The sequence below is a fragment of the Streptomyces sp. NPDC051684 genome (assembly GCF_044453445.1).
Lineage (GTDB): Bacteria > Actinomycetota > Actinomycetes > Streptomycetales > Streptomycetaceae > Streptomyces.
In genome coordinates this window covers 1-23,597 of sequence record NZ_JBITCS010000006.1, presented here as the reverse complement: position 1 = coordinate 23,597, position 23,597 = coordinate 1, and the positions used below count along the sequence as shown (strand labels likewise).

Sequence of the window (23,597 nt, the reverse complement as noted above, 5' to 3'; positions counted from 1 at the left end):
CTGCTCCGGGGATTCCCGCGAGCGCCGATCCGGTGGCCCGCGCCGTCGACGACGTCGATATTCGCACGGTACGGGCCGTCTCGTCATCTGGATTGTTTCCCCGTGTCAGTGCTTCGACACCGGGTCGGACTTCCAGTCCGGGTGGCCCGGCATGGGAGGCGTCTTCTTCCCGTAGAGCCAGGCGTCGAAGAAGCCGCTCAGGTCCCGTCCGGCCAGCTGCGAGGCCAGCTTCACGAAGTCCGCGGTCGTGGCGGTGGAGTCACGGTGCGTGGCCAGCCAGGTGCGCTCCAGGCGCTGGAAGGCGTCCGCGCCGATCTCCTGGCGCAGGGCGTAGAGGACCAGGGCGCTGCCGTCGTAGACGACCGGCCGGAAGATGCTGATCTTGCCGTCGCTCGTGGGCTTCTTGGGCGCGGCGGGCGGGCCGCCGTCGGCGCGCATGGCGTCGGACGCGCGGTAGGCGGCGCGCATCCGCTTCACCATGGGTCGCTCGCCCTTCTCCTGGGCGTACAGGGACTCGTACCAGGTGGCGTGGCCCTCGTTGAGCCACAGGTCGGACCAGGTGCGGGGGCTGACGCTGTCGCCGAACCACTGGTGCGCCAGCTCATGGACCATGATCGACTCGACGTACCACTTCGGGTACGCGGAGCGCGTGAACAGGTCTCTCTCGAAGAGAGAGAGCGTTTGCGTCTCGAGTTCGAAGCCGGTGGAGGCGTGGGCGATCAGCAGCCCGTAGTTCTCGAAGGGGTAGTTGCCGACCTTCCCCTCCATCCAGGCGATCTGGCCCGGCGTCTTCTTGAGCCAGGGTTTCAGCGCCTTGACGTCCTTGGCCGGCACGACATCGCGCACGGGAAGTCCGTCCGGGCCCTTCTGGTGCAGCACGGCGGAGCGGCCGATGGAGACCTGGGCCAGCTCCGTGGCCATGGGGTGGGCGGTGCGGTAGACCCACTGCGTGGCTCCTCCTTGTCGCGTGTTCGCGGCAGGCAGGCCGTTCTTCGCGACGGGGAGACCGTTGGCGACCGCCGTGTACTCCTTGGGGGCGGTGACCCGGAAGGTGAAGTACGCCTTGTCGGAGGGATGGTCGTTGGACGGGAACACCCGGTGCGCCGCGTCGGCCTGGTTGGCCATCGCGAGGCCGTCCTTGGTGCGCAGCCAGCCGATTTCCTTCTTGCCGGGCCTGGGGTCGCTGGTGTGCCGTACGTCGATCTTCAGCGGTTGGCCCGGCATCACCGCCGTGGCGGGCGTGACGACCAGGTCCTCGCCCTTGGTGGCGTACCGCGCCGGCGCCCCGTTGACCGTCACCGAACGGACGGTGCCGTGCGAGAAGTCGAGGTTGATCCGCTCGAGCGCCGCGGTCGCCCGGGCGTTGATCCTGGTGACGGCGTCCAGCGGCTTGTTGTTGTCACCGTGGTACGTGAACGAGATGTCGTAGTCGGTGACGTCGTAGCCGGGGTTGCCCAGGTGCGGGAAGAGCCGGTCGCCGATGCCGAGCGGCTCGGCGGGCGCGGCCGCGGCGACAAGGGCGAGTGAGGCGCCGGCGGCGAGGAGAGCGGCGACGCGGGGCGTTCGGGAGCTGAGCAGCATGACCTACGGCTATCAGCGCGCGCCCCTGTGCACGGTACAGCACGCGCCGCACCACCCGAACGAGGGTTCCGGGTGGTCCTACAGCGCGCCCGCCGCCGCGTGCCGCGTGCGCCCCACGTCGTACACCCCCGGAACGTTGCGCATCGCCCGCATGAGGCCCTGGAGGTGCCCGGCGTCCGGGAGTTGGAGCGTGTACGTGTGCCGGACGCGGCCCTGGTCCGGCGGGTCGACGGTCGCCGAGATGATGGCGACGCCCTCCAGCGCTATGGCCTCGGTCAGGTCGGCGAGCAGGTGGGGGCGGCTGAACGACTCGGCGATCAGCGTCACCCGGTACTCGGCGGGCTCCGCGTCGGCATCCGCCCAGCGCACCCCGACCTCCGCGCGCCCCGCGTCCTTCATGCGCGCCACTCCCGAGCAGGCGACCCGGTGCACGGTCACGACACCGCCGCGCACGGAGAACCCGGTCACCTCGTCGGGCGGCACGGGCGTGCAGCAGCCCGCGAGGCGCACCGTGGCGCCCGGCTGGTCGACCACGGCGTTCGCCGCGGAGGGCCGCGCCGAGGGGCCGCTGTACGGGGCTCTGGGCGGCGACTGGGGCGCGCTCGGCCCCTCGGGATGGGCGGCAAGCCATCGGCGGATGGCGATGCGCGCGGCGGGCGTACGCGCGTGGTCGAGCCAGGCGACCGACGGCTCGGAGGCGGCGCTACCCTCCACTCCCGCCATGAGCAGCTGGACCGTGTCGCCGTCGCCGAGGACCGTACTGAGCGTCGCCAGGCGGCCGTTGACCCGCGCGCCGATGACGGCGTGGGCGTCCTCGCCGTACTGCGCGTACGCGGCGTCGACACAACTGGCGCCGGCGGGGAGGCCGATGGTGCCGCCGTCGGGCCGGAAGACGGCGATCTCGCGGTCCTGGGCGAGGTCCTCGCGCAGGGTCGACCAGAAGGTGTCGGTGTCCGGCGCGGACTGCTGCCAGTCGAGGAGCCTGTTCAGCCAGCCGGGGCGCGTGGGGTCGGAGCGCTCGCCCACGGTGTCCAGATGCTCCTCGCCGGAGGGCGCGTACGGATTGCCGAGCGCCACGACGCCCGCCTCCGCCACCTTGTGCATCTGGTGCGTACGGATGAGGACTTCGGCGACCTCGCCGTCCTTGCGTGCGACCGCGGTGTGCAGCGACTGGTACAGGTTGAACTTCGGTACCGCGATGAAGTCCTTGAACTCCGAGACCACCGGCGTGAAACACGTGTGCAGTTCGCCGAGGACGCCGTAACAGTCCGCGTCCTCGTTCACGAGCACGAGAAGGCGCCCGAAGTCGGCCCCGCGCAGCTCGCCGCGCTTGCGGCGCACCCGGTGGACGGAGACGAAGTGCCGCGGCCTGATGAGGACTTCGGCGCTCAGGCCCGCTTCGCGCAGCACTGAGCGCAGCTCGGTCGCGAAGCCCGCGAGGGAGCCCTCGGTGCACTGGGCGTAGGACGTCATGAGCTCGCGCGTCTGCCCGTACTCCTCGGGGCGCAGGATCGCGAACACGAGGTCCTCGAGCTCGGTCTTCAGCGCCTGCACGCCCAGGCGCTCCGCGAGCGGGATCAGAACGTCACGGGTGACTTTGGCGATCCGTTCCTGCTTCTCCTGGCGCATGACGCCGAGCGTGCGCATGTTGTGCAGGCGGTCGGCGAGTTTGATCGACATGACGCGCACGTCGCTGCCGGTCGCGACCAACATTTTGCGGAAGGTCTCGGGTTCGGCCGCCGCTCCGTAGTCGACCTTCTCCAGCTTGGTCACGCCGTCGACGAGATAGGCGACCTCCTCGCCGAACTCCTTGCGCACCTGGTCGAGCGTGACCTCGGTGTCCTCGACCGTGTCGTGGAGCAGGGAGGCCGTCAGCGTCGTGGTCTCCGCGCCCAGCTCGGCGAGGATCAGCGTCACCGCGAGCGGGTGTGTGATGTACGGCTCGCCGCTCTTGCGCATCTGACCGCGGTGCGAGGACTCGGCCAGCACGTAGGCGCGGTGCAGCGGCTCCAGGGCGGCCTCGGGGTAGTGGGCCCGGTGGGCCTCCGCCACGTGGCCGATCGCGTCGGGGAGGCGGCCGCGCGCGGTGGGGCCGAGGAGTGCGGCGCGGCCGAGACGTCGCAGGTCGATCCGAGGGCGGCCGCGCCGGCGCTGCGATCCGGGCGTGATCGGTCCCGGGTTCGCGGGGTTGGTCGCCTCCGCACTCATGAGCACCTCCGGCTTTGTCGACCGGCGGCGGGCTGGCGGCGGCACCCGTCCGGACCGGTGCTTGATGCTACCGAGCCCATCACGTGGCGCAGTCCCGCTCTCGCCGAGCGTGAAACGGATCACCCATTCGAGCGAAGGTTCACTGGTTTACGGTTTCGATCGCCGCGAACCAGTCGGTGTCGAGCCGACCCTCCGCGACGATCACGGCGGGACCGGTCATCTCGATCTCGCCGTCCGCACGCTCGGTGATCGTCAGCCTGCCTCCGGGCAGATCGATCTCGTATGTGACAGGAGCCCCGGTCACCGCCGGGTCCAGGCCGTCCCTGCGGGCGGCAGCGACGGCCACGGCGCAGGCGCCGGTGCCGCAGGAGCGGGTCTCGCCGGAGCCCCGCTCGTGCACGCGCATGGCGACGTGCCGCGGGCCGCGGTCGACGACGAACTCGACGTTCACACCCTCCGGGTATGCGTTCGCCGGAGCGAAGGGGGGTGCCTCGTACAGCGAGCCCGCGTGCGCGAGGTCGGCCACGAAGGCGACCGCGTGCGGGTTCCCCATGTTCACGTTCGTCGCGGGCCAGGTCCGCTCGTCGACGCTGACCGTGACGCCGCCCTCGGGGAGCGCCGCCTTGCCCATGCCGACCGTGATCAGGCCTTCCTTGTCGATGTGGACCACCTTGACGCCGCCCCGGGTGGCCACGGCGAGGTCGCCCTCGCCGACGTGCCCGGCGTGCTGGAGGTAGCGGGCGAAGACCCGCACTCCGTTGCCGCACATCTCGGCCACCGAGCCGTCGCCGTTGCGGTAGTCCATGAACCACTCCGCCTCGTCGGCCATGTGCCGCGCCTCAGGGTGCGCGGCGCTGCGCACGACGTGGAGCACACCGTCGCCCCCGATGCCGGCCCGGCGGTCGCACAGGGCGGCGACGGCGGTCGGCGAGAGCGCGACGGCGTTCTCCGGGTCCGGGATGATCACGAAGTCGTTCTCGGTCCCGTGACCCTTGAGGAAGGTGCTCATTTCTCGATCGTACGAGATCGGACCGACAACCTGGTCGGCGGAGTGCCGCACGAGGCGCGGAGCGCGGTCAGCGCAGGCGTGCGACGCGCCACACGGCGAGCACGGCCACCGCCGCGACGACGACCACGTACGCCCCCACGACCCGCCAGTCCGGCCAGCTGCCCGAGCCCCGCGGCGGCAGTCCCGGCAGCGTGTAGCCGACCCGGCGGGCGGCCATCATGCCCCAGCCCGCGGCGCAGGAACTGATCAGGAGGCCGAGCATGGCGACGACCGCGCCGCCGTCGCCGAACTCGAAGAACAGCGGGAACGCGAACATCAGTGAGCCGATCGCGGCCAGCATCACGATGGGTGCCAGCTGCCAGATGCGAAGCCTGCGCTGCGGGCGCAGCTCGACCTCGACCTCTTGGCCCTCGTCCTGCGCGGCGAGTTCCTCCGGGGTGGGGCCGTCGGCGATCACGCCGTCGGCGCCCGCCTCAGGACCGTCGGTACTGAGCTGCTCTCCGCCTGGTGCGGTGTCACGAGGGCCGGCCTCCATCGCCACGCGCCCTCCCACTCCGGACTCCACTGGTCGATCGATGGTCGATGATGGCACGCCCACAGAGGCCGGGATGACGGCCGGAGCGTCCCGATGCCATCACGTGATCAGGCTGTAACCGGTCGTTCGACCAACGACATTGCGCGAGCCGGGAGTTCCCCGCGTTCCGTCTCGGCCCCACTGAGCCAATGCACCCGCGGGTCGCGTCGGAACCACGAGTCCTGACGGCGCGCGAAGCGCTTGGTGGCGCGGACGGTCTCCGCGCGCGCCTCGTCCAGCGTGCACTCGCCCGCGAGCGCCGCGAGCACCTGCTGGTAGCCGAGCGCGCGCGATGCCGTACGGCCCTCGCGCAGCCCCTGGGCCTCCAGCGCGCGCACCTCGTCGACGAGGCCCGCCTCCCACATGCGGTCCACGCGCGTGGCGATGCGTTCGTCGAGTTCGGGCCGAGCCACGTCCACGCCGATCTGGACGGTGTCGTAGACGGAGTCGTGTCCCGGCAGATTGGCGGTGAACGGCTTGCCCGTGATCTCGATGACCTCGAGGGCGCGGACGATGCGCCGCCCGTTGCTCGGCAGGATCGCCGTGGCGGCCTCCGGGTCGGCGGCGGCGAGGCGCGCGTGCAGGGCGCCGGAGCCGCGCAGCCGGAGCTCGTCCTCCAGGCGGGCGCGGACCTCGGGGTCGGTGCCGGGGAACTCCATCTTGTCGACGGCACCCCTTACGTAGAGTCCCGATCCGCCGACGAGGACGGGCCAGCGGCCCGCCGCGAGCAGCCGGTCGATCTCCGCGCGGGCGAGGCGCTGGTACTCCGCGACACTGGCGGCCTCGGTGACGTCCCAGATGTCCAGGAGGTGGTGCGGCACCCCGTCGCGCTCCTCGGGCGTCAGCTTGGCGGTACCGATGTCCATCCCTCGGTACAGCTGCATCGAGTCGGCGTTGACCACCTCGCCGCCGAGTTCCTTGGCCAGGAACACGCCTAGATCTGACTTTCCTGCCGCGGTCGGCCCGACGACGGCGATGACCCGCGGGGCGGGAGCTGCGCTACTCACCGCCCCAGTCTCGCAAACCCGGGCAGCTGTTCACGAATGAGCTACGTGACGCCACAGGTCCGGGTTCGTTGCCTGTTGCGAGGTTCCAGCCGCCGGTTTCGAGAGCCGGCGCCCCGGCCGTCGCAATGGGACGCACCGGGTCAGGGCGGGATTTCGCCCACACGAGTAACGTATGGAGTTGAAATGGGCGTTTTTGCCAGGTTTCGCCGGAAGGCCAGCGCTGCGGACGAGGCGTCAACCGCCGAGACCCAGGCCGCCACTCTGACGGCCGCTCCGGAGGCGGCGGATGCCGAGGAGCCCACCGAGGCCGCCGCGGCTCCCACCGGGGAGCAGGAGGCCCCGGAGGCCGCGGCCGAGGGCGAGAGCACCGAGGCCACCGCGGTGGAGGGCGTGGAGATCCCGAAGCAGCAGTCCGCGGAGCAGGCCGCGGACAACGAGGCAGGCGAGGGCGCCCGGAAGTAGCTCCCGAGAGTTCGGTGCGACGGAAGGTGCAGCCATGGGCTTCCTGGACTCGTTGAAGGCCAAGTTCGGCCCCGCCAAGGACAAGGTCTCGGACCTCGCGCAGCAGCACGGGGACAAGATCGACCAGGGCCTGGACAAGGCCGGCAAGCTGGTCGACGAGAAGACCAAGGGCAAGTACAGCGACAAGATCCGGACGGGCACGGACAAGGCGAAGGACGCCGTCGGCCGGATGTCCGCGCCGGACACGAAGGGCGACAGGGGCGACGGGAACGACAGGGACGGGGGCGATCCGCCGTCGCCGCCCCCACCACCGGCGTCGTGAGGCCTGCCCCTCCCCCACAACACCGCGACGGCCGCGGAGCTCTGGGCTCCGCGGCCGTCGCGGTGTTCTGCTGCGCCTTACGCGGGTCGCGTCACGTCCAGGACGCCACGAAGTAGCCCACTCCGTAGGGCGCGTCCTCGTACAGAAGGCGGCCCGTGCCGTCGCGCCCGCCCCAGGCGGCGCTGAGGAGCTGCCACGGGGCGCGTCCGGAGATCTTCAGCTCCCGGGCGAGATCGGCGTCGAGGTTCGCGAGCGTGCCGTCGACGTCGAGATCGCGCAGCGCCGCGGCGACGGCCGCGTCCACGCCCTCGGCGCGCGCGTCCAGGTAGCCGGGCGCCTTGAGCGTGCGGCAGGCCGTGCCGTCGCCCATGACGAGGAAGCCGACCCGCTCGGCGTCGGCGGCGCCGGTGAACGCCGCTCCATCGCCCGCCACCTCGTAGCCGCGCACCTCACCGGCCCACCCCGCGCGCGCGAGCAGCCACGCGCCTACGGAGAGGGAGGGCGGCAGCGTCTCCTCGACGGCCTCGGAGCCGGCCGCGCCCAGGCGCACGTCGAGGTCGACGCCGAAGGGGCGGAAGGAGCCGCGGGCCCCCGGCTCGTGGACCCTCGTGTTCGGGCCCTCGCCGATGATCCACACCAGGTCCGGCTCGGCAGCGAGCAGCGCCTCGATCGCCTCGTCGCAGGCCGCGCGCGCGGCGTCCAGTTCCGGGGCCGCGCCGGCGGCGACCTCGGGCACGAGCAGGGGCGGACACGGGCAGGCGGCAGCGGCGACAAGCATGATCGGCAGCCTACTGCGCGCCCTCCGCGCACGAGAAAGGCGGCCGCCTCCGCAGCAGCCGCCTTCCCACAGGAGACGAGGCCGGTCAGTCGACGGCGCAGCCCCCGGTCGCCGCGGGCAGCGGCTCGGGAACGCCGATCTGCGGCAGGCCGAGCAGCACGCCCTGCTTCTTGACCTGCTCCTCCTGGTTGCGCTTTTCCCACGCGTCGCCCGCGCGCGTGCGGCGCACGTTCAGGACCTCGCCCTCGGCGAGCAGGTGGTGCGGGGCCGCGTACGTGATCTCGACGGTCACGACGTCGCCGGGTCGCACCTCGGCCTCGGGCTTGGTGAAGTGCACCAGGCGGTTGTCAGGGGCGCGGCCGGAGAGGCGGTGGGTGGCGCCGTTCTTGCGGCCCTCGCCCTCGGCGACCATGAGCTCCACGGTGCGGCCGATCTGCTTCTTGTTCTCCTCCCAGGAGATCTCCTCCTGGAGGGCGACGAGGCGCTCGTAGCGGGCCTGCACGACCTCCTTGGGGATCTGGCCCTCCATGGTCGCGGCAGGCGTTCCGGGGCGCTTGGAGTACTGGAAGGTGAAGGCCTGCGCGAAGCGGGCCTCGCGCACGACGTGCATCGTCTGCTCGAAGTCCTCCTCGGTCTCGCCGGGAAAGCCCACGATGATGTCGGTCGTGATGGCCGCGTGCGGCATCGCCGCGCGGACCTTCTCGATGATGTTCAGGAACCGTTCCTGTCGGTACGAACGGCGCATCGCCTTCAGGACCGTGTCCGAGCCGGACTGCAGTGGCATGTGCAGCTGCGGCATCACGTTCGGGGTCTCGGCCATCGCGGCGATCACGTCGTCCGTGAAGTCACGCGGGTGCGGGGACGTGAAGCGCACGCGCTCCAGGCCCTCGATGGAGCCGCAGGCGCGCAGCAGCTTGCTGAAGGCCTCGCGGTCGCCGATGTCGCTCCCGTAGGCGTTGACGTTCTGGCCGAGCAGCGTGATCTCGGAGACGCCCTCGCCGACCAGCGCCTCGATCTCGGCGAGGATGTCGCCCGTCCTGCGGTCCTTCTCCTTGCCGCGCAGCGCCGGGACGATGCAGAAGGTGCAGGTGTTGTTGCAGCCGACCGAGATCGACACCCAGGCCGCGTACGCGCTCTCGCGGCGGGTGGGCAGCGTGGAGGGGAAGGCCTCCAGGGACTCGGCGATCTCGACCTGAGCGTCCTCCTGCACGCGGGCGCGCTCCAGGAGGACGGGCAGCTTGCCGATGTTGTGCGTGCCGAAGACGACGTCCACCCAGGGCGCCTTCTTCACGATGGTGTCGCGGTCCTTCTGGGCGAGGCAACCGCCCACCGCGATCTGCATGCCCGGACGCTCCGCCTTCTTGGGGGCGAGGTGTCCGAGGTTGCCGTAGAGCTTGTTGTCAGCGTTCTCCCGCACCGCGCACGTGTTGAAGACCACGACGTCGGCGTCGCCGTCGGAGCCCTCGGGAGCGCGCACATAACCGGCGCCCTCCAGGAGACCCGACAAGCGCTCGGAGTCGTGGACGTTCATCTGACACCCGTAGGTGCGTACTTCGTATGTCTTCGGTGAACGGTCGTCCACGGCCGGACGCGGGTCGCTGCTGCTCATAACAACAAGGGTATGGGGTTCTGGGAGTGCTTCTGCGGCGCCTTCCTCGTCCCGCGAATGCCGTGGCACGCGCGTCACCGAACGTGACCGCAAGGGGACGTTCCGAACCTGGTCACCGCGCGCCCCCAGCTGGCAGGATCACGCCATGCCGCAGCCGCCCCTCCGCGTCACCCGCCGCAGCGCCCTCATGGGCTCCGCGGCCGGACTCGTGGTGTTCGGCCTGCTGTTGTGGTGGCTGCTGCCGCTCGGCGAGAAGTCGCCCAGCGGCCAGGTGACCTTCAGCACCGGCGCGCGCACGGGTGTCTACGAGCGGTACGGCAAGCTCCTCGAGCGGGCCGTGGACCGCGACCTGCCCGACCTGGGGGTCACGCTCAAGGGCAGCGAGGGCTCCTGGGAGAACGTGGTGCGCGTGGCCACCGGCGAGGCCGACTTCACCATCGCCGCGGCGGACGCGGTCGCCAAATACCAGTCCGAGCGCCGGCCCGGCGCGGAGCGTCTGCGTGGCTGTGCCCGCCTCTACGACGACTACATGCAGCTCGTCGTGAAGCGGTCCTCCTCCGTGAAGAAGGTCGCCGACCTGCGCGGCATGAAGGTGGCGGTGGGCGGCCAGAGCTCCGGGGTGCGGCTGATCGCCGAGCGGATCCTGAAAGCGGCGGGCCTCGACGTCCGCAAGGACGTCACCGAGGTGGGCATCGGCATAGACGCCATGCCGCGCGCCCTGGAGTCCAGCGAGATCGACGCGTTCTTCTGGTCGGGGGGCCTGCCCACCAACCACGTACGGAAGCTGTCCGAGGACGCCCCGATCCGGCTCGTCGAACTCGGCTCACTGGTCGACAAGTTGCACGCCATGGGCGGCTACTCGCGCTACTACCGGGCCGCCGTGATGCCCGCCGACGCCTACCCGGCGGCCCAACAGGGCCAACCCGTCAGCACGTTGGCAGTGGCGAACCTGCTGGTGACGACCGACCGCGTGGACCCGGAACTGACCGAGGCGGTCACCCGTACGGTCATCGACAGCCGCGACCACATCGGGGCGAAGGTGCACGCGGCCCAGCTCGTCGACCTCAGAACGGCCGTCTACACGGACCCGCTCACCCTCCACGAGGGCGCGCGCCGCTACTACCGCTCGGTCAAGCCCTGAGCGGCCGTCTCCCGGCCCGAACCTTTCTCCGCGCTCCTCGCCTCGCGCGCCTGCTCCACAGCCCCCTGGGCGGGCACCGGCGCCGTCCTGGGCACCCGTAGCGTCACCTCCAGGCCGTGCGGTTCCCGCCGCGCGTACCCGAGGGAGCCGCCGCCCGCCGCCAGCAGGGCCCGCGAGATGGACAGGCCGAGCCCGGATCCCTTGATGTTCTGGTGCTGTCCGCTGCGCCAGAACCGGTCGCCGATCCGGGCGAGTTCCTCTTCGCCCAGGCCCGGCCCGCCGTCGGCGACCTCGATCACCGTCGCGTCTCCGGTGGCCCTCGCCGTGACGGTCACCCGCTCGCCCTCGGGCGTGAACTTCAGGGCGTTGTCGACCACGGCGTCCAGGGCGCTGGACAGCGCGACCGGATCGGCCCAGCCCGTCACGGCCGGGCAGTCCGCCACGAGCCGTACGCCCTTCTCGTCCGCCAGCGGGCGCCAGGCCTCCACCCGCTCGGCGGCCAGCTCACCGATGTCGGTGAGCTGGAGGTCGGCGGCGGCGTGCTCGGCCAGGGCCAGGTCGAGCAGGTCGTCGAGAACCCGGCCGAGGCGCTTGCCCTCGGCCTTCACAGACGCGATCTCCTCGTTCCCCTCCGGCAGTTCGAGCGCCAGTACGTCGATGCGCAGCAGCAGAGCGGCGAGCGGGTTGCGCAGCTGGTGCGAGGCGTCGGCGACGAAGGCACGCTGCTGCTCCAGGACGTCCTCGACGTTGTCCGCCATCTCGTTGAACGCCTGGGACAGGCGCCGCAGTTCCGGCGGCCCGCCGGCCGCCGCGACCCGCGACTTCAGGCGCCCCGTGGCGATGTCGTGGGTCGTCGCGTCCAGGACCCGTACGGGCCGGAGCACCCAGCCGGTCAGCCGCAGCGCGGCGCCCACGGCGAGCAGCATCGCGGCCACCTCACCGGCGCCGATGACCAGCCAGCCGCGCAGCGTCTTGCTGCGCATCGCGCCGGTCGGCGACTCGGTGACCACGACGGCGACGACGTCACCGTCCCTGATGACGGGCGAGGCGACCACGAGCATGCCCCGCTGCCACGGCCACACCTGCGGCGGATCGTGGCTGCCGCGCGAGTACAGCGCCTCGTCGAACGCGGCGCGCACGGCGCCGCCCACGGTGGCGGACGGGACCCGGAAGTCGTCGGGCGCGCGGCCCATTGGCTCCCGGTCGCGGTAGAAGACGCCCGCCTTGATTCCGTACACGTCGTGGTAGCGGGCGAGTTCGGTGCGCAGCGTCTGCTGCCGCTCGTCGCTCACCAGCTTCTCGCCCCTGCCGGCCTTGTCCGGGCGCGTGGTCACGAACTGCGCGAGGGAGGCGAACCGCGCGGTGTCGTCGATGCGGTCGACGACCACCTTCTGCTGCTGGGCGGAGGCCACGCTCACGGCGAGCGGAAAGCCGAGCGCGAGCAGCACACCCGCCATGAGGACGATGAGCAGCGGAAGCAGGCGGGCGCGCACGCCAGGACTCTACGGCTTCTGTTACGCGGCCGGGGCGACGAGCCGGTAACCGACTCCTCGCACGGTCTCGATGAGGGTCGGCATGCGCAACTTGGAGCGCAGCGAGGCGACATGCACCTCCAGGGTGCGCCCCGTGCCCTGCCAACTGGTCCGCCACACCTCGCTGATGATCTGCTCCCTGCGGAAGACGACACCCGGGCGCTGCGCAAGGAGGGCGAGCAGGTCGAACTCCTTGCGGGTGAGCTGCACCGCCTCGCCCGCGACCGCGACCTTACGGGTGGGCAGATCGATGCTGACGTCCCCGAACTGCACCTCGTGGTCGACGACGGCGGCGGGTTCCTCCTGCACCGTGCGGCGGCTCACCGCGTGGATGCGGGCGAGCAGCTCCCCTATGTCGTACGGCTTCACTACGTAGTCGTCCGCACCGAGATTGAGCCCATGGATGCGCGAACGCACGTCCGCACGCGCGGTCACCATGATCACCGGCGTCGTGGTGCGCTTGCGGATCCTGCCGCACACCTCGTAACCGTCCAGGTCGGGCAGGCCCAGGTCGAGCAGTACGACGCCGAAGGCGTCCGCCTCGGGCACCAGCGCCTGCAGGGCCTCCTCACCGCTGCGGGCGTGCCGCACCTCGAAGCCGTGCCGGGACAGGACCGCCGAAAGGGCACCGGCCACGTGGTCGTCGTCCTCGACGAGAAGCAGTCTCATTGCGCCCCCTCACCTCTCCCGCGCGGTTCACCAAGGCATCCACTCCGAAAAGTAAGGACGACGTCAAGAGCCTTCCGGTTACGGCCGTGTTCCGTTACGCAGCCGGTATGAGCGGCCCGCGCCCCCTTCACGCATAGTGTCCGGTTGCGGCCGGATCGTTATGCTCAATTTCCCCTCAGATGTAATGACGCTGGTCGTACGGGGTTACTACTGTCCTCCCAACCGAGGAGGACGGAGCAAGACCCCGATGACCGAAGTTTCGGTGACCAAGGACGCCACTCCCCCTGCGGGCGACGCGCTGGTCGCACTGAGCCGAGTCAACAAGCACTTCGGCGCGTTGCACGTGCTCCAGGACATCGACCTGACCATCGCGCGAGGCGAGGTCGTCGTCGTCATCGGCCCGTCGGGCTCCGGCAAGTCGACGCTGTGCCGCACGATCAACCGCCTGGAGACCGTCGATTCCGGCGACATCACGATCGACGGCAAGCCGCTGCCCCAGGAGGGCAAGGAACTGGCCCGCCTGCGCGCCGACGTGGGAATGGTCTTCCAGTCGTTCAACCTCTTCGCGCACAAGACGGTGCTGGAGAACGTGACGCTGGGGCAGGTCAAGGTCCGCAAGACGGACAAGAAGGCGGCCGAGGACAAGGCGCGTGCGCTTCTCGACCGCGTCGGTGTCGCCGCGCAGGCCGACAAGTACCCCGCGCAGCTCTCCGGCGGCCAGCAGCAACGTGTCGCCATCGCACGCGCGTTGGCGATGGACCCGAAGGTGATGCTCTTCGACGAGCCGACGTCGGCGCTCGACCCGGAGATGATCAACGAGGTCCTGGAAGTGATGCAGCAGCTCGCCCGGGACGGCATGACGATGGTGGTGGTCACGCACGAGATGGGCTTCGCCCGCTCCGCGGCCAACCGCGTCGTCTTCATGGCGGACGGCCGGATCGTCGAAGAGGCCGTCCCCGACCAGTTCTTCAGCAATCCGCGCAGCGATCGGGCCAAGGACTTCCTGTCGAAGATCCTGCACCACTAGACGCGCGCCCCGCGCGGGCACCCAATGGGCCGCCCACGCGCGCGTGTTGCCTTATTCCTACTGCCGAATCTGCCGACACGAAGGATGTTCACCATGAAGCTCCGTAAGTCCGCCGCCGCGGCCGCCGCCGTCGCCGCGCTCGCGCTGACCGCCACCGCCTGTGGCGGCGAGTCCGGCAACGCCGGTGACAAGCCCGCCGGGGCCTCGGGTGGCAAGAACCAGCCGAAGCTGCCCACGTACGCGGTGAAGAGCGATGTGAAGATCGACTCCGCGACCCTGACGAAGGCCCAGAAGGCCGGCAAGATCGTCATTGGCTCCAAGGACGACCAGCCGTACCTCGGCTTCCAGGACTCCAGCGGCAAGCGCTCCGGCTTCGACATCGAGATCGCCAAGATGGTCGCCGCCGACCTCGGCTTCAAGCCGAACCAGATCACCTTCAAGACGATCGACTCCGGCGTCCGTGAGACCACCATCTCCAAGGGCGATGTCGACCTCTACGTAGGCACGTACACGATCAACGACGAGCGCAAGAAGCAGGTCGGCTTCGCGGGCCCGTACATGCAGGCCGGCGCCGACCTCCTGGTCCGCCAGGACGAGAAGGGCATCACGGGCCCGACCTCCCTGAAGGGCAAGAAGGTCTGCTCCATCAAGGGCTCGACCCCGCTTCAGGAGATCAAGAAGCCCAAGTACGGCGCCGAGACCGTCGAGCTGGCCAAGTACTCGGAGTGCGTGCAGCAGCTGCTCAACAACGAGGTCGACGCCGTCACCACGGACGACGCAATCCTCAAGGGCTACGCGGCGCAGAACCCGAAGAAGCTCAAGGTCGTCGGCAAGCCCTTCACCGAGGAGCCGTACGGCGTCGGCATGGCCAAGAACGACAAGGCCCTGCGCGACGCGGTCTCCGACGCCATCGAGGCGCACGAGAAGAACGGCGACTACAAGAAGGCCTACGACGCGACGCTCGGCCTCTCCGGCGCCGAGTACACCGAGCCGCCGGCCCTGGAGCGCTACTGAGCGCTGCTGAGCGTTCGGCACTCCTGAGCGTCCAGCCGCCTGTCTCTCGCAGGCAGTGAGTTGACCGTGTCCCTGTACGCCGTCTCGGCGTACAGGGCGCGGCTCCCCTGCCCGACCGCTGCCGCCCCACGAGGAACTCCCCGTGAATGTACTGCTCGACCACCTTTCGGAATTCCGCGAGGGATTCCTCGGCACCATCGGCCTGACCCTGGCCAGTGGCCTCCTCGCGATGCTGCTCGGCACGATCCTCGCCGGTTTCCGGGTCTCGCCCGTACCGCCCCTGCGGTACTTCGGCACCGCCTGGGTCACGCTGTTCCGCAACACCCCGCTGACGCTGCTGTTCCTCGTCATCTGGTTCGCGGTGCCCCAGGTCCTCGACTTCGGGTTCAGCCCATGGGTCAAGGCCCTGATCGTGCTGAGCTGCTACACCTCGTCGTTCGTCTGTGAGGCGGTGCGCTCCGGCATCAGCACCGTGCCGCTCGGGCAGGCCGAGGCGGCGCGCTCGATCGGCATGTCGTTCTTCCAGACGCTCGGCCTGATCATCCTGCCGCAGGCGGTGCGCACCGTACTGCCGCCGCTGAGCTCCATCTTCATCGCGCTGACCAAGAACTCGGCCATCGCGGGCGCCTTCAGCGTCACCGAACTGTTCGGCTGGCAGAAGCTGTTGAGCGACAAGGGCTACCCGATCGCCTGGGTCTTCCTGTGGGTGGCGCTCGGCTACCTGGTCATCACCTTCGCCATCAGCATCTTGTTCCGGGTGCTCGAGAGGACCCTGGAGGTCGCCCGATGAGTGCCAGCGTTCTCTACGACGCCCCGGGTCCCAAGGCCCGCACGCGCAACCGGATCTACACCGTCGTCGGTACGCTCGCGGTCGTCGGCCTCATCGTCTTCGTGATCGCGCAGCTCGCGTCCAAGGACCAGTTCGCCGCCGCCAAGTGGGACATCTTCAACTACGCCAACGTGCGTGCGGCGATCCGTGACGGCATCCTGACCACCCTGAAGGTCTTCGCCGCCGCGGGCGCGCTCTCCCTGGTGTTCGGCGTCGTCCTGGCTGTGGCCCGTTACTCGGACCACCGGCCGATCCGCTGGTTCGCCACGGGCTTCATCGAGCTGTTCCGCGCCATCCCGCTGCTGATCACCATTTACGCCCTGTGGGTTCTTTTCCTCACCTACAAGAGCGACCTGGGTGTCGTCGGCCAGAACAACGCCTTCTGGTCGCTGGTGATCGGCCTGACGGTCTACAACAGCTCGGTTCAGGCGGAGGTACTGCGGGCGGGCTTCCAGGCCGTGCCGCGCGGCCAGGTCGAGGCCGCGTACGCCCTGGGCCTGCGCAAGTATCAAGTGATGACCATGCTGCTGCTGCCGCAGGCCATCCGCTCGATGCTGCCGACGATTATCAGCCAGCTCGTGGTCACCCTCAAGGACACCTCGCTCGGCTACATCATCACGTACGCGGAACTTCTGTACGCGGCCCGCAAGCTGGCCAACAACACGCTGGTCGAAGGCGAATACCCGTACGTTCCCGTGCTCATCGTGACCGGCACGATCTACGTCCTGATGTGTCTGGCGCTGTCCGGGCTCGCCAACTGGATCGAGCGCCGCGGCCGCCGCGCCAAGACCGGCATCAAGGTGGCCGCGGCCGCCGAACCCGTCGGCGAGGGCGGTCTGATGGACGCCGCGGACCTGCCGGGCGGGGCCGGCCACGGCGCCGCCGCCTCCGAGGCGACCGGCGAGCAGCCGGGGACCGATGACCGATCCGAAGGACCCGGTTCGCCAAGGAGTTGACCCGGCCCCGGGCGCGGGGCTTGAGCTGGGCGGCGGCAGTGGCGTGATCGCCACTGCCGCCGTCACTTGACGCAAGCACCGGCAATGGGTTGCATACGCTCTGTGAACGCGCACCCCGCTCCAACTGCCCGTCCTTGTACGTCCAGTACGCCGCCCGTGCCCTGGCACGGGACACTTCCCGGCGGGCCTCTCGGGGCGGGAGGGGCCACGCCGTGGACCCGGTGATCGTCGTCGGCGCGGGTCCGGTCGGGCTCGCGCTGTCCCTCGCCCTCGCCCGGCACGGTGTGCCCTGCGTACTCCTCGACGAGGGCCCCGGCAAGGACGAACAGCGGCCCGCGCGCACCGTGGTGCTGCGCGAGGACACCGCGGCGCTGGTCGAGCGGCTCGCGGGTACGTCGTTCGAGGGGATCGGCGCCCGCTGGACGGGTTGGCGCTCCATGCGCCGCAAGCAAGTGATGGGTGTGCTCACCTTCGGTGAGCAAAATGCGGAGAGTGAGCGGGGAACATCCGGTGGACCGGGGTCACCCGGTGGGCCGGTGCCGCCCGGCGAGTCGCTGCCCGCTCCGCTGCACATCGCCCAGCACGAGCTGACCGATGCCCTGCGCAGGGCCGTCGCCGCCGAGCGGCTCATCAAGGTCGCCGTCGACAGCCGCCTCGACTCGATCGAGGAGGAGAAGACCGGGCTGACCGCACACACGCGCGGGCCCAAGGGCACGTGGTGGCGCGGCAGTTATCTCGTGGGCTGCGACGGCCCGCGCTCCACGGTCCGCAAGCTCCTCGACATCCGCTTCCCGGGCCGCACCGCTGTCGAACGGCACGCGGTCGCCGCGTTGCGCGCGGAACTTCCGTGGCCCGGTGAAGCGTTGCTCCATCGGAGCCCTCCGTGGCGGGCCTCGGGCCGCTCGGGCTCGGAGGTCGTCGGCCGCCCCCTCGCCGACGGCGTCTGGCGCCTGGACTGGCTGCTGCCGCCCCGCAGCGACCTGGTCACCCCGGATGTCCTGGTCACTCGCATCCGGGAGACCCTCGCGGGCTGGTGCGGAGGCTCCACCCCGCCGTACGAACTGCTCGATACCGGAGTCCATACGGTCCACCACCGGCTCGCCCGCCGTTGGCGCGTGGGCCGCGTCTTCCTCGCCGGGGACGCGGCGCACCTGCTGGGCGCGCTCGGCACCCAGGGCCTGGACGAGGGGCTGCGCGACGCCGACAACCTCGCCTGGAAGCTCGCTCTGGCCTGGCACGACGGGGCGCACTCCGCCACCGACGCGCTGCTCGACAGTTATCAGGCCGAGCGCCGGGCCGTGGTGGCCGGGCGGCTGCGCGCCGCGGACCAGGCGCTGCCGATACTGCGCGGTGGCGGCGGGCTGCGGGCGTACGTGCCCGGTACCGCGCGTGGGCACGACGCACTGCTCACGGACGGTCACTTGGGGCACGGTCCGCTCGGCGCGCCGGGGGCGTACGCCGACTCGCCGCTCGCGCCCGCACGCTCCGAGTCGCAGGTGGAGGTGGGCACGGCGCCCGGCGCACCGATCACCGACGTCGAAGTTACCGCGCCCGACGGCTCGTTCGTACGGCTGCGGGACCGGCTCGGCCGCGGGCCGCTGCTCGTCGTCCTCGTCGCCCCGGGGACCGGGGTGTGGGAGCGCAAGCACTGGATGTCGGCGGGCCTGATGCCACGGCTCGCGGCGGCCGTCGCGGCGCTCCCCCACGAGGCCGAGCTGCTCGTCGCGGAGCGTTACCCGCAAGCGGCCGCGCACACGGTGCTGCTGATCCGGCCCGACGGCCATCTGGTCACGGCACTGAGCGGCGTCCGCCCCGCGGAGCTCTACGAGGCCGCGCGCACGGCCCTCGGCAGGCCCGCGGAGGAGAAAGGCCCGGTCAAGAGCGGCGCCGGCCGCTGAGCCGCCCGCCGTATCCGTCGGTGAGTTGACCGTCTCCTGCCCCCATGGTGTACTCCGGAGCGTGACGGTCGACACCGATGTACGCCTGTGGCGGAGGGTCCATATGGACCTCATCCGCTACGCGGGCTGCGTGTGTCACCCCTCCTGCTGAATTCGCATCCCTTCCTTCCCCGCGCCCGCCGTCCGGCAGTTCTGCGGCGCGTGCTGTTCGCGAACTCCCAGGACGGTACTGGTGTCCAGTTTCACGCAATCCGCTCCCGCGCACTCCGCTGCGCCTTCCCCTACGGCCACTTCCCGGGCAGCGTCGGCCGCGCCCACGCAGGCCGACCTCCTCGCTTTCGTCCGGCGCGTCGCCGAGGACCGCGACCTGATCGCCTCGCTTCCGCTCGATCCGGAGGGCCGCACCTGGGTGCGGCTCGAAGGCCCCGACGGCAGTGAGGCCTGGCTCATCGGCTGGCCTCCGGGCACCGGCACGGGCTGGCACGACCACGCCGAGTCCGTCGGCGCCTTCCTGACCGCGGGCGGCGCCCTCACCGAGAACTCGCTCGCCGCGCGCCTTCCCACTGACGGGTGGAAGACCCTGGAACTCTCCGAAGACGTCGACAGGGAACGGAAGTTGACGGCGGGCGAGGGACGCGCCTTCGGCCGCCATCACGTGCACGAGGTCCTGAACGAGTCCCTCACCGAGCACGCCGTCTCGGTCCATGCCTACTACCCGCCGCTCCCCCGGATCCGGCGCTACAGCCGCACCGGACCGGTGCTGCGGCTGGAGTCGGTCGAGCAGCCGGAGGACTGGCAGTGAGCGATCCGGGCCCTGTGGGCATCGACGAACACCTGGAACGGGTGCGGTCCGGGCTCGACCGGGTCGGGGCACGGGACGCGTTCGACGCGGCGTCCCATGGCGAGGCGCTCCTGGTCGACATCCGGTACGCGGCGCTGCGGGAGCGCGACGGGCTGATCCCCGGCGCGCTGGTGATCGAGCGCAACGAACTGGAGTGGCGCCTCGATCCCCAGGGCAGCCACCACGCCCCGGAGGCCACCGGTCACGATCTGCGCGTCGTGGTCGTCTGCAATGAGGGCTACGCGTCGAGCCTCGCGGCCGCCTCCCTGCACCAACTGGGCCTGCACCGCGCGACCGACCTGGTCGGCGGCTTCCAGGCGTGGCGAGCGGCGGGGCTGCCGGTCACGGAGGCGTAGAACGGACGGGCTGCGACGGTCCGGGGCGCGAGGGCGCGGCGCCCCGGCACCCGGCACCCGGCACCCGGCACCCGCCGAGTCGTTACTCGAACCCCAAGTCCTCGGTTTCCTCCCCCTCTTCCTCCAACGCCTGCCGCACCACTCGCAGCGCCATGCCCTCCGGATAGCCCTTGCGGGCGAGCATCCCCGCGAGGCGGCGCAGCCTCTTGTCCCGCTCAAGACCTCGCGTGGAACGGAGCTTGCGCGCGACGAGTTCGCGCGCGGTCTCCTCCTCCTGCTCGGAGTCGAGCTGGCCGACCGCCTCGTCGATCACCGTTGAGTCCACGCCCTTGGTCCGCAACTCACGGGCGAGCGCCCGGCGGGCAAGCCCCCGGCCGTGGTGCCGCGACTCCACCCACGCGTCCGCGAAGGCGCTGTCGTTGATCAGCCCCACCTCTTCGAACCGGGTGAGCACCTCGTCCGCCACGTCGTCGGGGATCTCGCGCTTGTGCAGCGCGTCGGCCAGCTGCTTGCGAGTGCGCGGAGTCCCGGTGAGCAGACGCAGACAGATGTTCCGCGCCCGCTCAGCCGGGTCTCCTGACGGCGCCCCCCGCTCGGCCCTCGACGAGTCAGGGGGGCCGTCGTCCTCTTCGGCGCCGGACGGATCCCCGAATCCGCCCCGGCGCCGGCGCCCACGGGGTCCGGCCCCGCCCCGCTTGCGCCCACCACGGCGCGGCCCGTCCGCCGCGCCGCTCCCCGCTTCGACGTCGTCCCCGGCCTCGCCGTACGCCGCGTCGTCGTACGCCCCGCCGCCCTCGCTCCCCCGGCCCTCGGGAACGGCGAAGCGCACGTCGCCATCGGCCCAGTCGGTTCGTCGTGTCACGGCGGACTAGCTCTTGGCCGCCGCGGCCTTGGACTTGGCGGCCTTGGGCGCGGGCACCGTCTTGGCCGCGTCCTCGGCAGGGGCTGCCTCCGCCGCCGCGTCCGCGCCCGGCTCGCCGGCCGGCTCCTCCGGGCGGACACCGACGCCCAGCTTTTCCTTGATCTTCTTCTCGATCTCGTTGGCCAGGTCGGGGTTGTCCTTCAGGAAGTTGCGCGCGTTCTCCTTGCCCTGACCCAGCTGGTCGCCCTCGTACGTGTACCAGGCGCCGGCCTTGCGGACGAAGCCGTGATCCACGCCCATGTCGATCAGGCCGCCCTCGCGGGAGATGCCCTGCCCGTAGAGGATGTCGAACTCGGCCTGCTTGAAGGGCGGCGCGACCTTGTTCTTGACGACCTTGCAGCGGGTGCGGTTGCCGACCGCGTCCGTGCCGTCCTTCAGGGTCTCGATACGGCGGATGTCGATACGCACCGAGGCGTAGAACTTCAGCGCGCGGCCACCGGTCGTGGTCTCGGGCGAGCCGAACATGACGCCGATCTTCTCGCGCAGCTGGTTGATGAAGATCGCGGTGGTCTTGGACTGGTTGAGCGCGCTGGTGATCTTCCGGAGCGCCTGGCTCATCAGGCGGGCCTGCAGACCCACGTGCGAGTCACCCATCTCGCCCTCGATCTCCGCGCGCGGCACGAGCGCGGCGACGGAGTCGATGACGATCAGGTCGAGGGCGCCGGAACGGACCAGCATGTCGACGATCTCGAGAGCCTGCTCGCCGTTGTCCGGCTGGGACAGGATCAGGTTGTCGATGTCGACGCCGAGCTTCTTGGCGTACTCGGGGTCGAGCGCGTGCTCGGCGTCCACGAAGGCCACCTGCCCGCCGGCCTTCTGCGCGTTGGCCACGGCGTGCAGCGTCAGGGTCGTCTTACCGGAGGACTCCGGCCCGTACACCTCCACCACACGGCCACGCGGAATGCCGCCGACGCCGAGCGCGACGTCGAGCGCGGTCGACCCGGTGGGGATGACCTCGATGGGCTCATTCGGCCGCTCGCCCATGCGCATCACTGCGCCCTTGCCGAATTGCCGTTCAATCTGCGCGAGCGCGGCGTCGAGCGCCTTCTCGCGGTCGGTTCCTGCCATGGGTTCCACCCGGTTTGCTTGAGTCGATCGCTTCACGCCAAAGACGCTAACGCCTGCCACTGACAATCGGCCTCGACGCCTGTCTCGCCTGTGGATAACTCGAGGCCCTTCGCCCGGCCACCCTCCCCGAATCCCTTGAAAACACTGGGAAAAGTGGCTCTGGACATTCCATAAGAATGGATGTTCGATTTTGGTGTCAAGCGCGCCACGCGGGTCGGCGCGCCTCGGCTACCGTGCCTCCGCATGACCCACACCACGACCGAGATCACCGCAGAACTGGTCCAGGAGCTGCTCCACGAACAGCACGCCGACCTGGCCGACCGTCCCGTGAGACTCGGCGCCCGTGGCTGGGACAACCAGCTGTGGCGGCTCGGCGAGGACCTCGCCGTCCGGCTGCCCTGGGCCACGGAGTCGGCGGACGCCCTGCTGCGCAAGGAGCACGCCTGGCTGCCTTCTCTCGCCCAAGGGCTCCCCCTGCCCGTCCCCGTGCCCCAGCGCCTCGGTGCGCCCTCCGAGCGGTTTCCCCGCCCCTGGATCGTCACCACCTGGGTGCCGGGCACGCCCGCCGACCGGGCCCCCGTCACCTCCGCCGAATCGGCCGACACCTTGGCCGCCTTCCTGACCGCTCTCCACCGGCCCGCCCCCGAGAGGGCACCGAGCGGACGCGACCGCGGGGGCCCACTGGCCGAGCACGCCGAGGGCTTCGCCCAGCAGCTCACGGAGGCCACAGGGCACGGCCTGATCCCCGATCCTGACGCGGTCCACGCGGTCTGGGACGACGCCGCCAGGGCGCCGCGGTGGTCGGGCCCGCCGCTGTGGCTCCACGCCGACCTGCATCCGGCCAACGTCCTCACCGCGGACGGCACGTTCTGCGGTGTGATCGACTTCGGTGACCTCTGCGCGGGCGATCCGGCCTGCGACCTCGCCGCCGCGTGGCTGCTGCTGCCGGACGGCGCCACCGAGCGCTTCCACCGCGCCTACCGGCCGGCCGCCGACGCCGCCACCCTGCGCCGCGCCCGCGGCTGGGCCGTGCTGAAGGCCCTGGCCTGCATCCTCATCGGGCACGCCGGAGACCAGGGCCGCCCGGGCGGCAAGCCCTCCTGGGGACCGCCCGGACACGCCTCGCTGCGCCGCCTCGTCGCGTCGGCCGCGGGCTGACACGGGCGTACTCCCCGCGTCGTACGGCGGGTGTCTTCGGCCGGACGACGACCACAGGGGCCGATGTGACGAGCCTTGTCCCCATGGCCACCCACACGTACCGAGCCCCGATCCGCCGCCCCGCCGAGCGCCTTTGCCACGCGACCGGCGCGGCCCTGGTCGCGTCCGGTCTCATGCACCTCGTCGTCCTCGGAGTCGACGGCGGCCCCTGGAACGGGCCGGTCTCCTGGCGCAAGCCCATCACCTTCGGGCTCTCCTTCGGCCTGACACTCATGGCCGTCACCTGGGTGACCTCGTACCTCAAGGTGGGTGCCCGGCTGCGCACCACCCTGCTCGTGGTGTTCGCCGCGGACTGTGTCCTGGAGGTCGCCGGCATCACGCTTCAGGCGTGGCGCAAGGTGCCGTCGCACCTCGACATGGAGACCACGTTCGACAGTGCCGTCTCCATGTCCCTCGCGGTGGGTGGCGGCATCCTGGTGGCGCTCCTGACGTCGTTCGCCGTCGTCTCCTTCAGAAACGCTCCGGGCGGCCCCACAGGGATGCCGCTAGGGCTTGTCGTTTGGATCAGGCCGGATCAGGGAGCGGGGCCTGGTGCGTGCGATCGCAAGGCGGAGGAGGGAGGCGACGCGGAGCGTC

At 70.8% G+C, this 23,597-nt stretch carries 23 protein-coding genes and 1 pseudogene; 13 read left to right on the top strand and 11 right to left on the bottom strand.

Going from position 1 to position 23,597, the window contains the following annotated elements; all coding sequences use genetic code 11:
- Positions 1 to 105: 105 nt before the first annotated feature.
- From ACIA8D_RS09230 to miaA, 5 genes are all read right to left on the bottom strand, one after another.
- Complete coding sequence (locus ACIA8D_RS09230) at positions 106 to 1,581, bottom strand: M1 family metallopeptidase (protein ID WP_399230233.1); 1,476 nt, start codon at positions 1,579 to 1,581, stop codon at positions 106 to 108.
- A 78-nt stretch (positions 1,582 to 1,659) separates the two neighbouring features.
- Positions 1,660 to 3,789, bottom strand: a complete 2,130-nt coding sequence (locus tag ACIA8D_RS09225) for a RelA/SpoT family protein (RefSeq protein ID WP_399230231.1) — start codon at positions 3,787 to 3,789, stop codon at positions 1,660 to 1,662.
- Between the two features lie 139 nt (positions 3,790 to 3,928).
- Complete coding sequence (gene dapF / locus ACIA8D_RS09220) at positions 3,929 to 4,798, bottom strand: diaminopimelate epimerase (RefSeq protein WP_399230229.1); 870 nt, start codon at positions 4,796 to 4,798, stop codon at positions 3,929 to 3,931.
- 67 nt (positions 4,799 to 4,865) lie between these two features.
- A complete protein-coding gene (locus tag ACIA8D_RS09215) occupies positions 4,866 to 5,333 on the bottom strand; it encodes a hypothetical protein (RefSeq protein ID WP_385765961.1) in 468 nt (155 codons plus the stop codon).
- A 107-nt stretch (positions 5,334 to 5,440) separates the two neighbouring features.
- Complete coding sequence (miaA, locus tag ACIA8D_RS09210) at positions 5,441 to 6,379, bottom strand: tRNA (adenosine(37)-N6)-dimethylallyltransferase MiaA (RefSeq protein WP_399230227.1); 939 nt, start codon at positions 6,377 to 6,379, stop codon at positions 5,441 to 5,443.
- Between the two features lie 183 nt (positions 6,380 to 6,562).
- Between miaA and ACIA8D_RS09205 the strand changes: the two genes are divergently transcribed.
- Complete coding sequence (locus ACIA8D_RS09205; RefSeq protein ID WP_399230225.1) at positions 6,563 to 6,841, top strand: hypothetical protein; 279 nt, start codon at positions 6,563 to 6,565, stop codon at positions 6,839 to 6,841.
- Positions 6,842 to 6,875: 34 nt separating this feature from the next.
- On the top strand, positions 6,876 to 7,163 hold the full coding sequence (locus ACIA8D_RS09200) for an antitoxin (RefSeq protein WP_399230224.1): 288 nt from the start codon (positions 6,876 to 6,878) through the stop codon (positions 7,161 to 7,163).
- Between the two features lie 91 nt (positions 7,164 to 7,254).
- Here the strand turns inward: ACIA8D_RS09200 and ACIA8D_RS09195 are convergent, their stop codons facing one another.
- Together ACIA8D_RS09195 and miaB are read right to left on the bottom strand one after the other, a co-directional pair.
- Positions 7,255 to 7,941, bottom strand: a complete 687-nt coding sequence (locus ACIA8D_RS09195; RefSeq protein WP_399230222.1) for a class III extradiol dioxygenase subunit B-like domain-containing protein — start codon at positions 7,939 to 7,941, stop codon at positions 7,255 to 7,257.
- Between the two features lie 85 nt (positions 7,942 to 8,026).
- Positions 8,027 to 9,550, bottom strand: coding sequence for a tRNA (N6-isopentenyl adenosine(37)-C2)-methylthiotransferase MiaB (gene miaB / locus ACIA8D_RS09190; RefSeq protein WP_399230219.1), 1,524 nt, complete (start codon positions 9,548 to 9,550; stop codon positions 8,027 to 8,029).
- 145 nt (positions 9,551 to 9,695) lie between these two features.
- On the opposite strand from miaB, the gene ACIA8D_RS09185 reads away from it, so the two are divergent.
- The gene (locus ACIA8D_RS09185) at positions 9,696 to 10,691 is read left to right on the top strand and encodes a TAXI family TRAP transporter solute-binding subunit (RefSeq protein WP_399230217.1); all 996 of its coding nucleotides are present in this window, start codon (positions 9,696 to 9,698) and stop codon (positions 10,689 to 10,691) included.
- On the opposite strand, the gene ACIA8D_RS09180 is transcribed toward ACIA8D_RS09185, so the two are convergent.
- A complete protein-coding gene (locus ACIA8D_RS09180) occupies positions 10,670 to 12,184 on the bottom strand; it encodes an ATP-binding protein (protein ID WP_399230215.1) in 1,515 nt (504 codons plus the stop codon). The genes ACIA8D_RS09185 and ACIA8D_RS09180 overlap by 22 nt on opposite strands.
- Before the next feature lie 21 nt (positions 12,185 to 12,205).
- Positions 12,206 to 12,892 (bottom strand): response regulator transcription factor, encoded by a 687-nt coding sequence (locus ACIA8D_RS09175; protein WP_399230213.1) that lies wholly within the window; start codon positions 12,890 to 12,892, stop codon positions 12,206 to 12,208.
- 247 nt (positions 12,893 to 13,139) lie between these two features.
- On the opposite strand from ACIA8D_RS09175, the gene ACIA8D_RS09170 reads away from it, so the two are divergent.
- The 8 genes from ACIA8D_RS09170 (at position 13,140) to ACIA8D_RS09135 (ending at position 19,813) form a co-directional block, all read left to right on the top strand.
- Positions 13,140 to 13,919, top strand: a complete 780-nt coding sequence (locus tag ACIA8D_RS09170) for an amino acid ABC transporter ATP-binding protein (protein ID WP_399230211.1) — start codon at positions 13,140 to 13,142, stop codon at positions 13,917 to 13,919.
- 93 nt (positions 13,920 to 14,012) lie between these two features.
- A complete protein-coding gene (locus tag ACIA8D_RS09165) occupies positions 14,013 to 14,933 on the top strand; it encodes a glutamate ABC transporter substrate-binding protein (RefSeq protein ID WP_399230209.1) in 921 nt (306 codons plus the stop codon).
- A 142-nt stretch (positions 14,934 to 15,075) separates the two neighbouring features.
- The gene (locus ACIA8D_RS09160; RefSeq protein WP_399230208.1) at positions 15,076 to 15,723 is read left to right on the top strand and encodes an amino acid ABC transporter permease; all 648 of its coding nucleotides are present in this window, start codon (positions 15,076 to 15,078) and stop codon (positions 15,721 to 15,723) included.
- Positions 15,720 to 16,718 (top strand): amino acid ABC transporter permease, encoded by a 999-nt coding sequence (locus ACIA8D_RS09155; RefSeq protein WP_399230206.1) that lies wholly within the window; start codon positions 15,720 to 15,722, stop codon positions 16,716 to 16,718. The genes ACIA8D_RS09160 and ACIA8D_RS09155 overlap by 4 nt, the downstream gene beginning before the upstream one ends.
- 212 nt (positions 16,719 to 16,930) lie before the next feature.
- Positions 16,931 to 18,616 (top strand): FAD-dependent monooxygenase, encoded by a 1,686-nt coding sequence (locus tag ACIA8D_RS09150; protein WP_399230204.1) that lies wholly within the window; start codon positions 16,931 to 16,933, stop codon positions 18,614 to 18,616.
- Between the two features lie 61 nt (positions 18,617 to 18,677).
- Entirely contained in the window at positions 18,678 to 18,767 is a 90-nt protein-coding gene (locus ACIA8D_RS09145; RefSeq protein ID WP_323187227.1) for a putative leader peptide, read from the top strand.
- A gap of 81 nt (positions 18,768 to 18,848) precedes the next feature.
- Positions 18,849 to 19,418 (top strand): cysteine dioxygenase, encoded by a 570-nt coding sequence (locus tag ACIA8D_RS09140; protein WP_399230202.1) that lies wholly within the window; start codon positions 18,849 to 18,851, stop codon positions 19,416 to 19,418.
- On the top strand, positions 19,415 to 19,813 hold the full coding sequence (locus ACIA8D_RS09135) for a rhodanese-like domain-containing protein (protein WP_399230200.1): 399 nt from the start codon (positions 19,415 to 19,417) through the stop codon (positions 19,811 to 19,813). Before ACIA8D_RS09140 ends, ACIA8D_RS09135 begins: the two co-directional genes overlap by 4 nt.
- 82 nt (positions 19,814 to 19,895) lie before the next feature.
- Here ACIA8D_RS09135 and recX read toward each other — a convergent pair whose 3' ends face one another.
- Together recX and recA are read right to left on the bottom strand one after the other, a co-directional pair.
- A complete protein-coding gene (gene recX / locus ACIA8D_RS09130; protein ID WP_399230197.1) occupies positions 19,896 to 20,675 on the bottom strand; it encodes a recombination regulator RecX in 780 nt (259 codons plus the stop codon).
- A gap of 6 nt (positions 20,676 to 20,681) precedes the next feature.
- Positions 20,682 to 21,803: a recombinase RecA gene (gene recA / locus ACIA8D_RS09125; protein ID WP_399230195.1), complete on the bottom strand. Its 1,122-nt coding sequence runs from the start codon at positions 21,801 to 21,803 to the stop codon at positions 20,682 to 20,684.
- A gap of 243 nt (positions 21,804 to 22,046) precedes the next feature.
- On the opposite strand from recA, the gene ACIA8D_RS09120 reads away from it, so the two are divergent.
- Entirely contained in the window at positions 22,047 to 22,961 is a 915-nt protein-coding gene (locus tag ACIA8D_RS09120; RefSeq protein ID WP_399230193.1) for an aminoglycoside phosphotransferase family protein, read from the top strand.
- Between the two features lie 83 nt (positions 22,962 to 23,044).
- Positions 23,045 to 23,597, top strand: a pseudogene (locus ACIA8D_RS09115) (hypothetical protein); the annotation flags it as partial.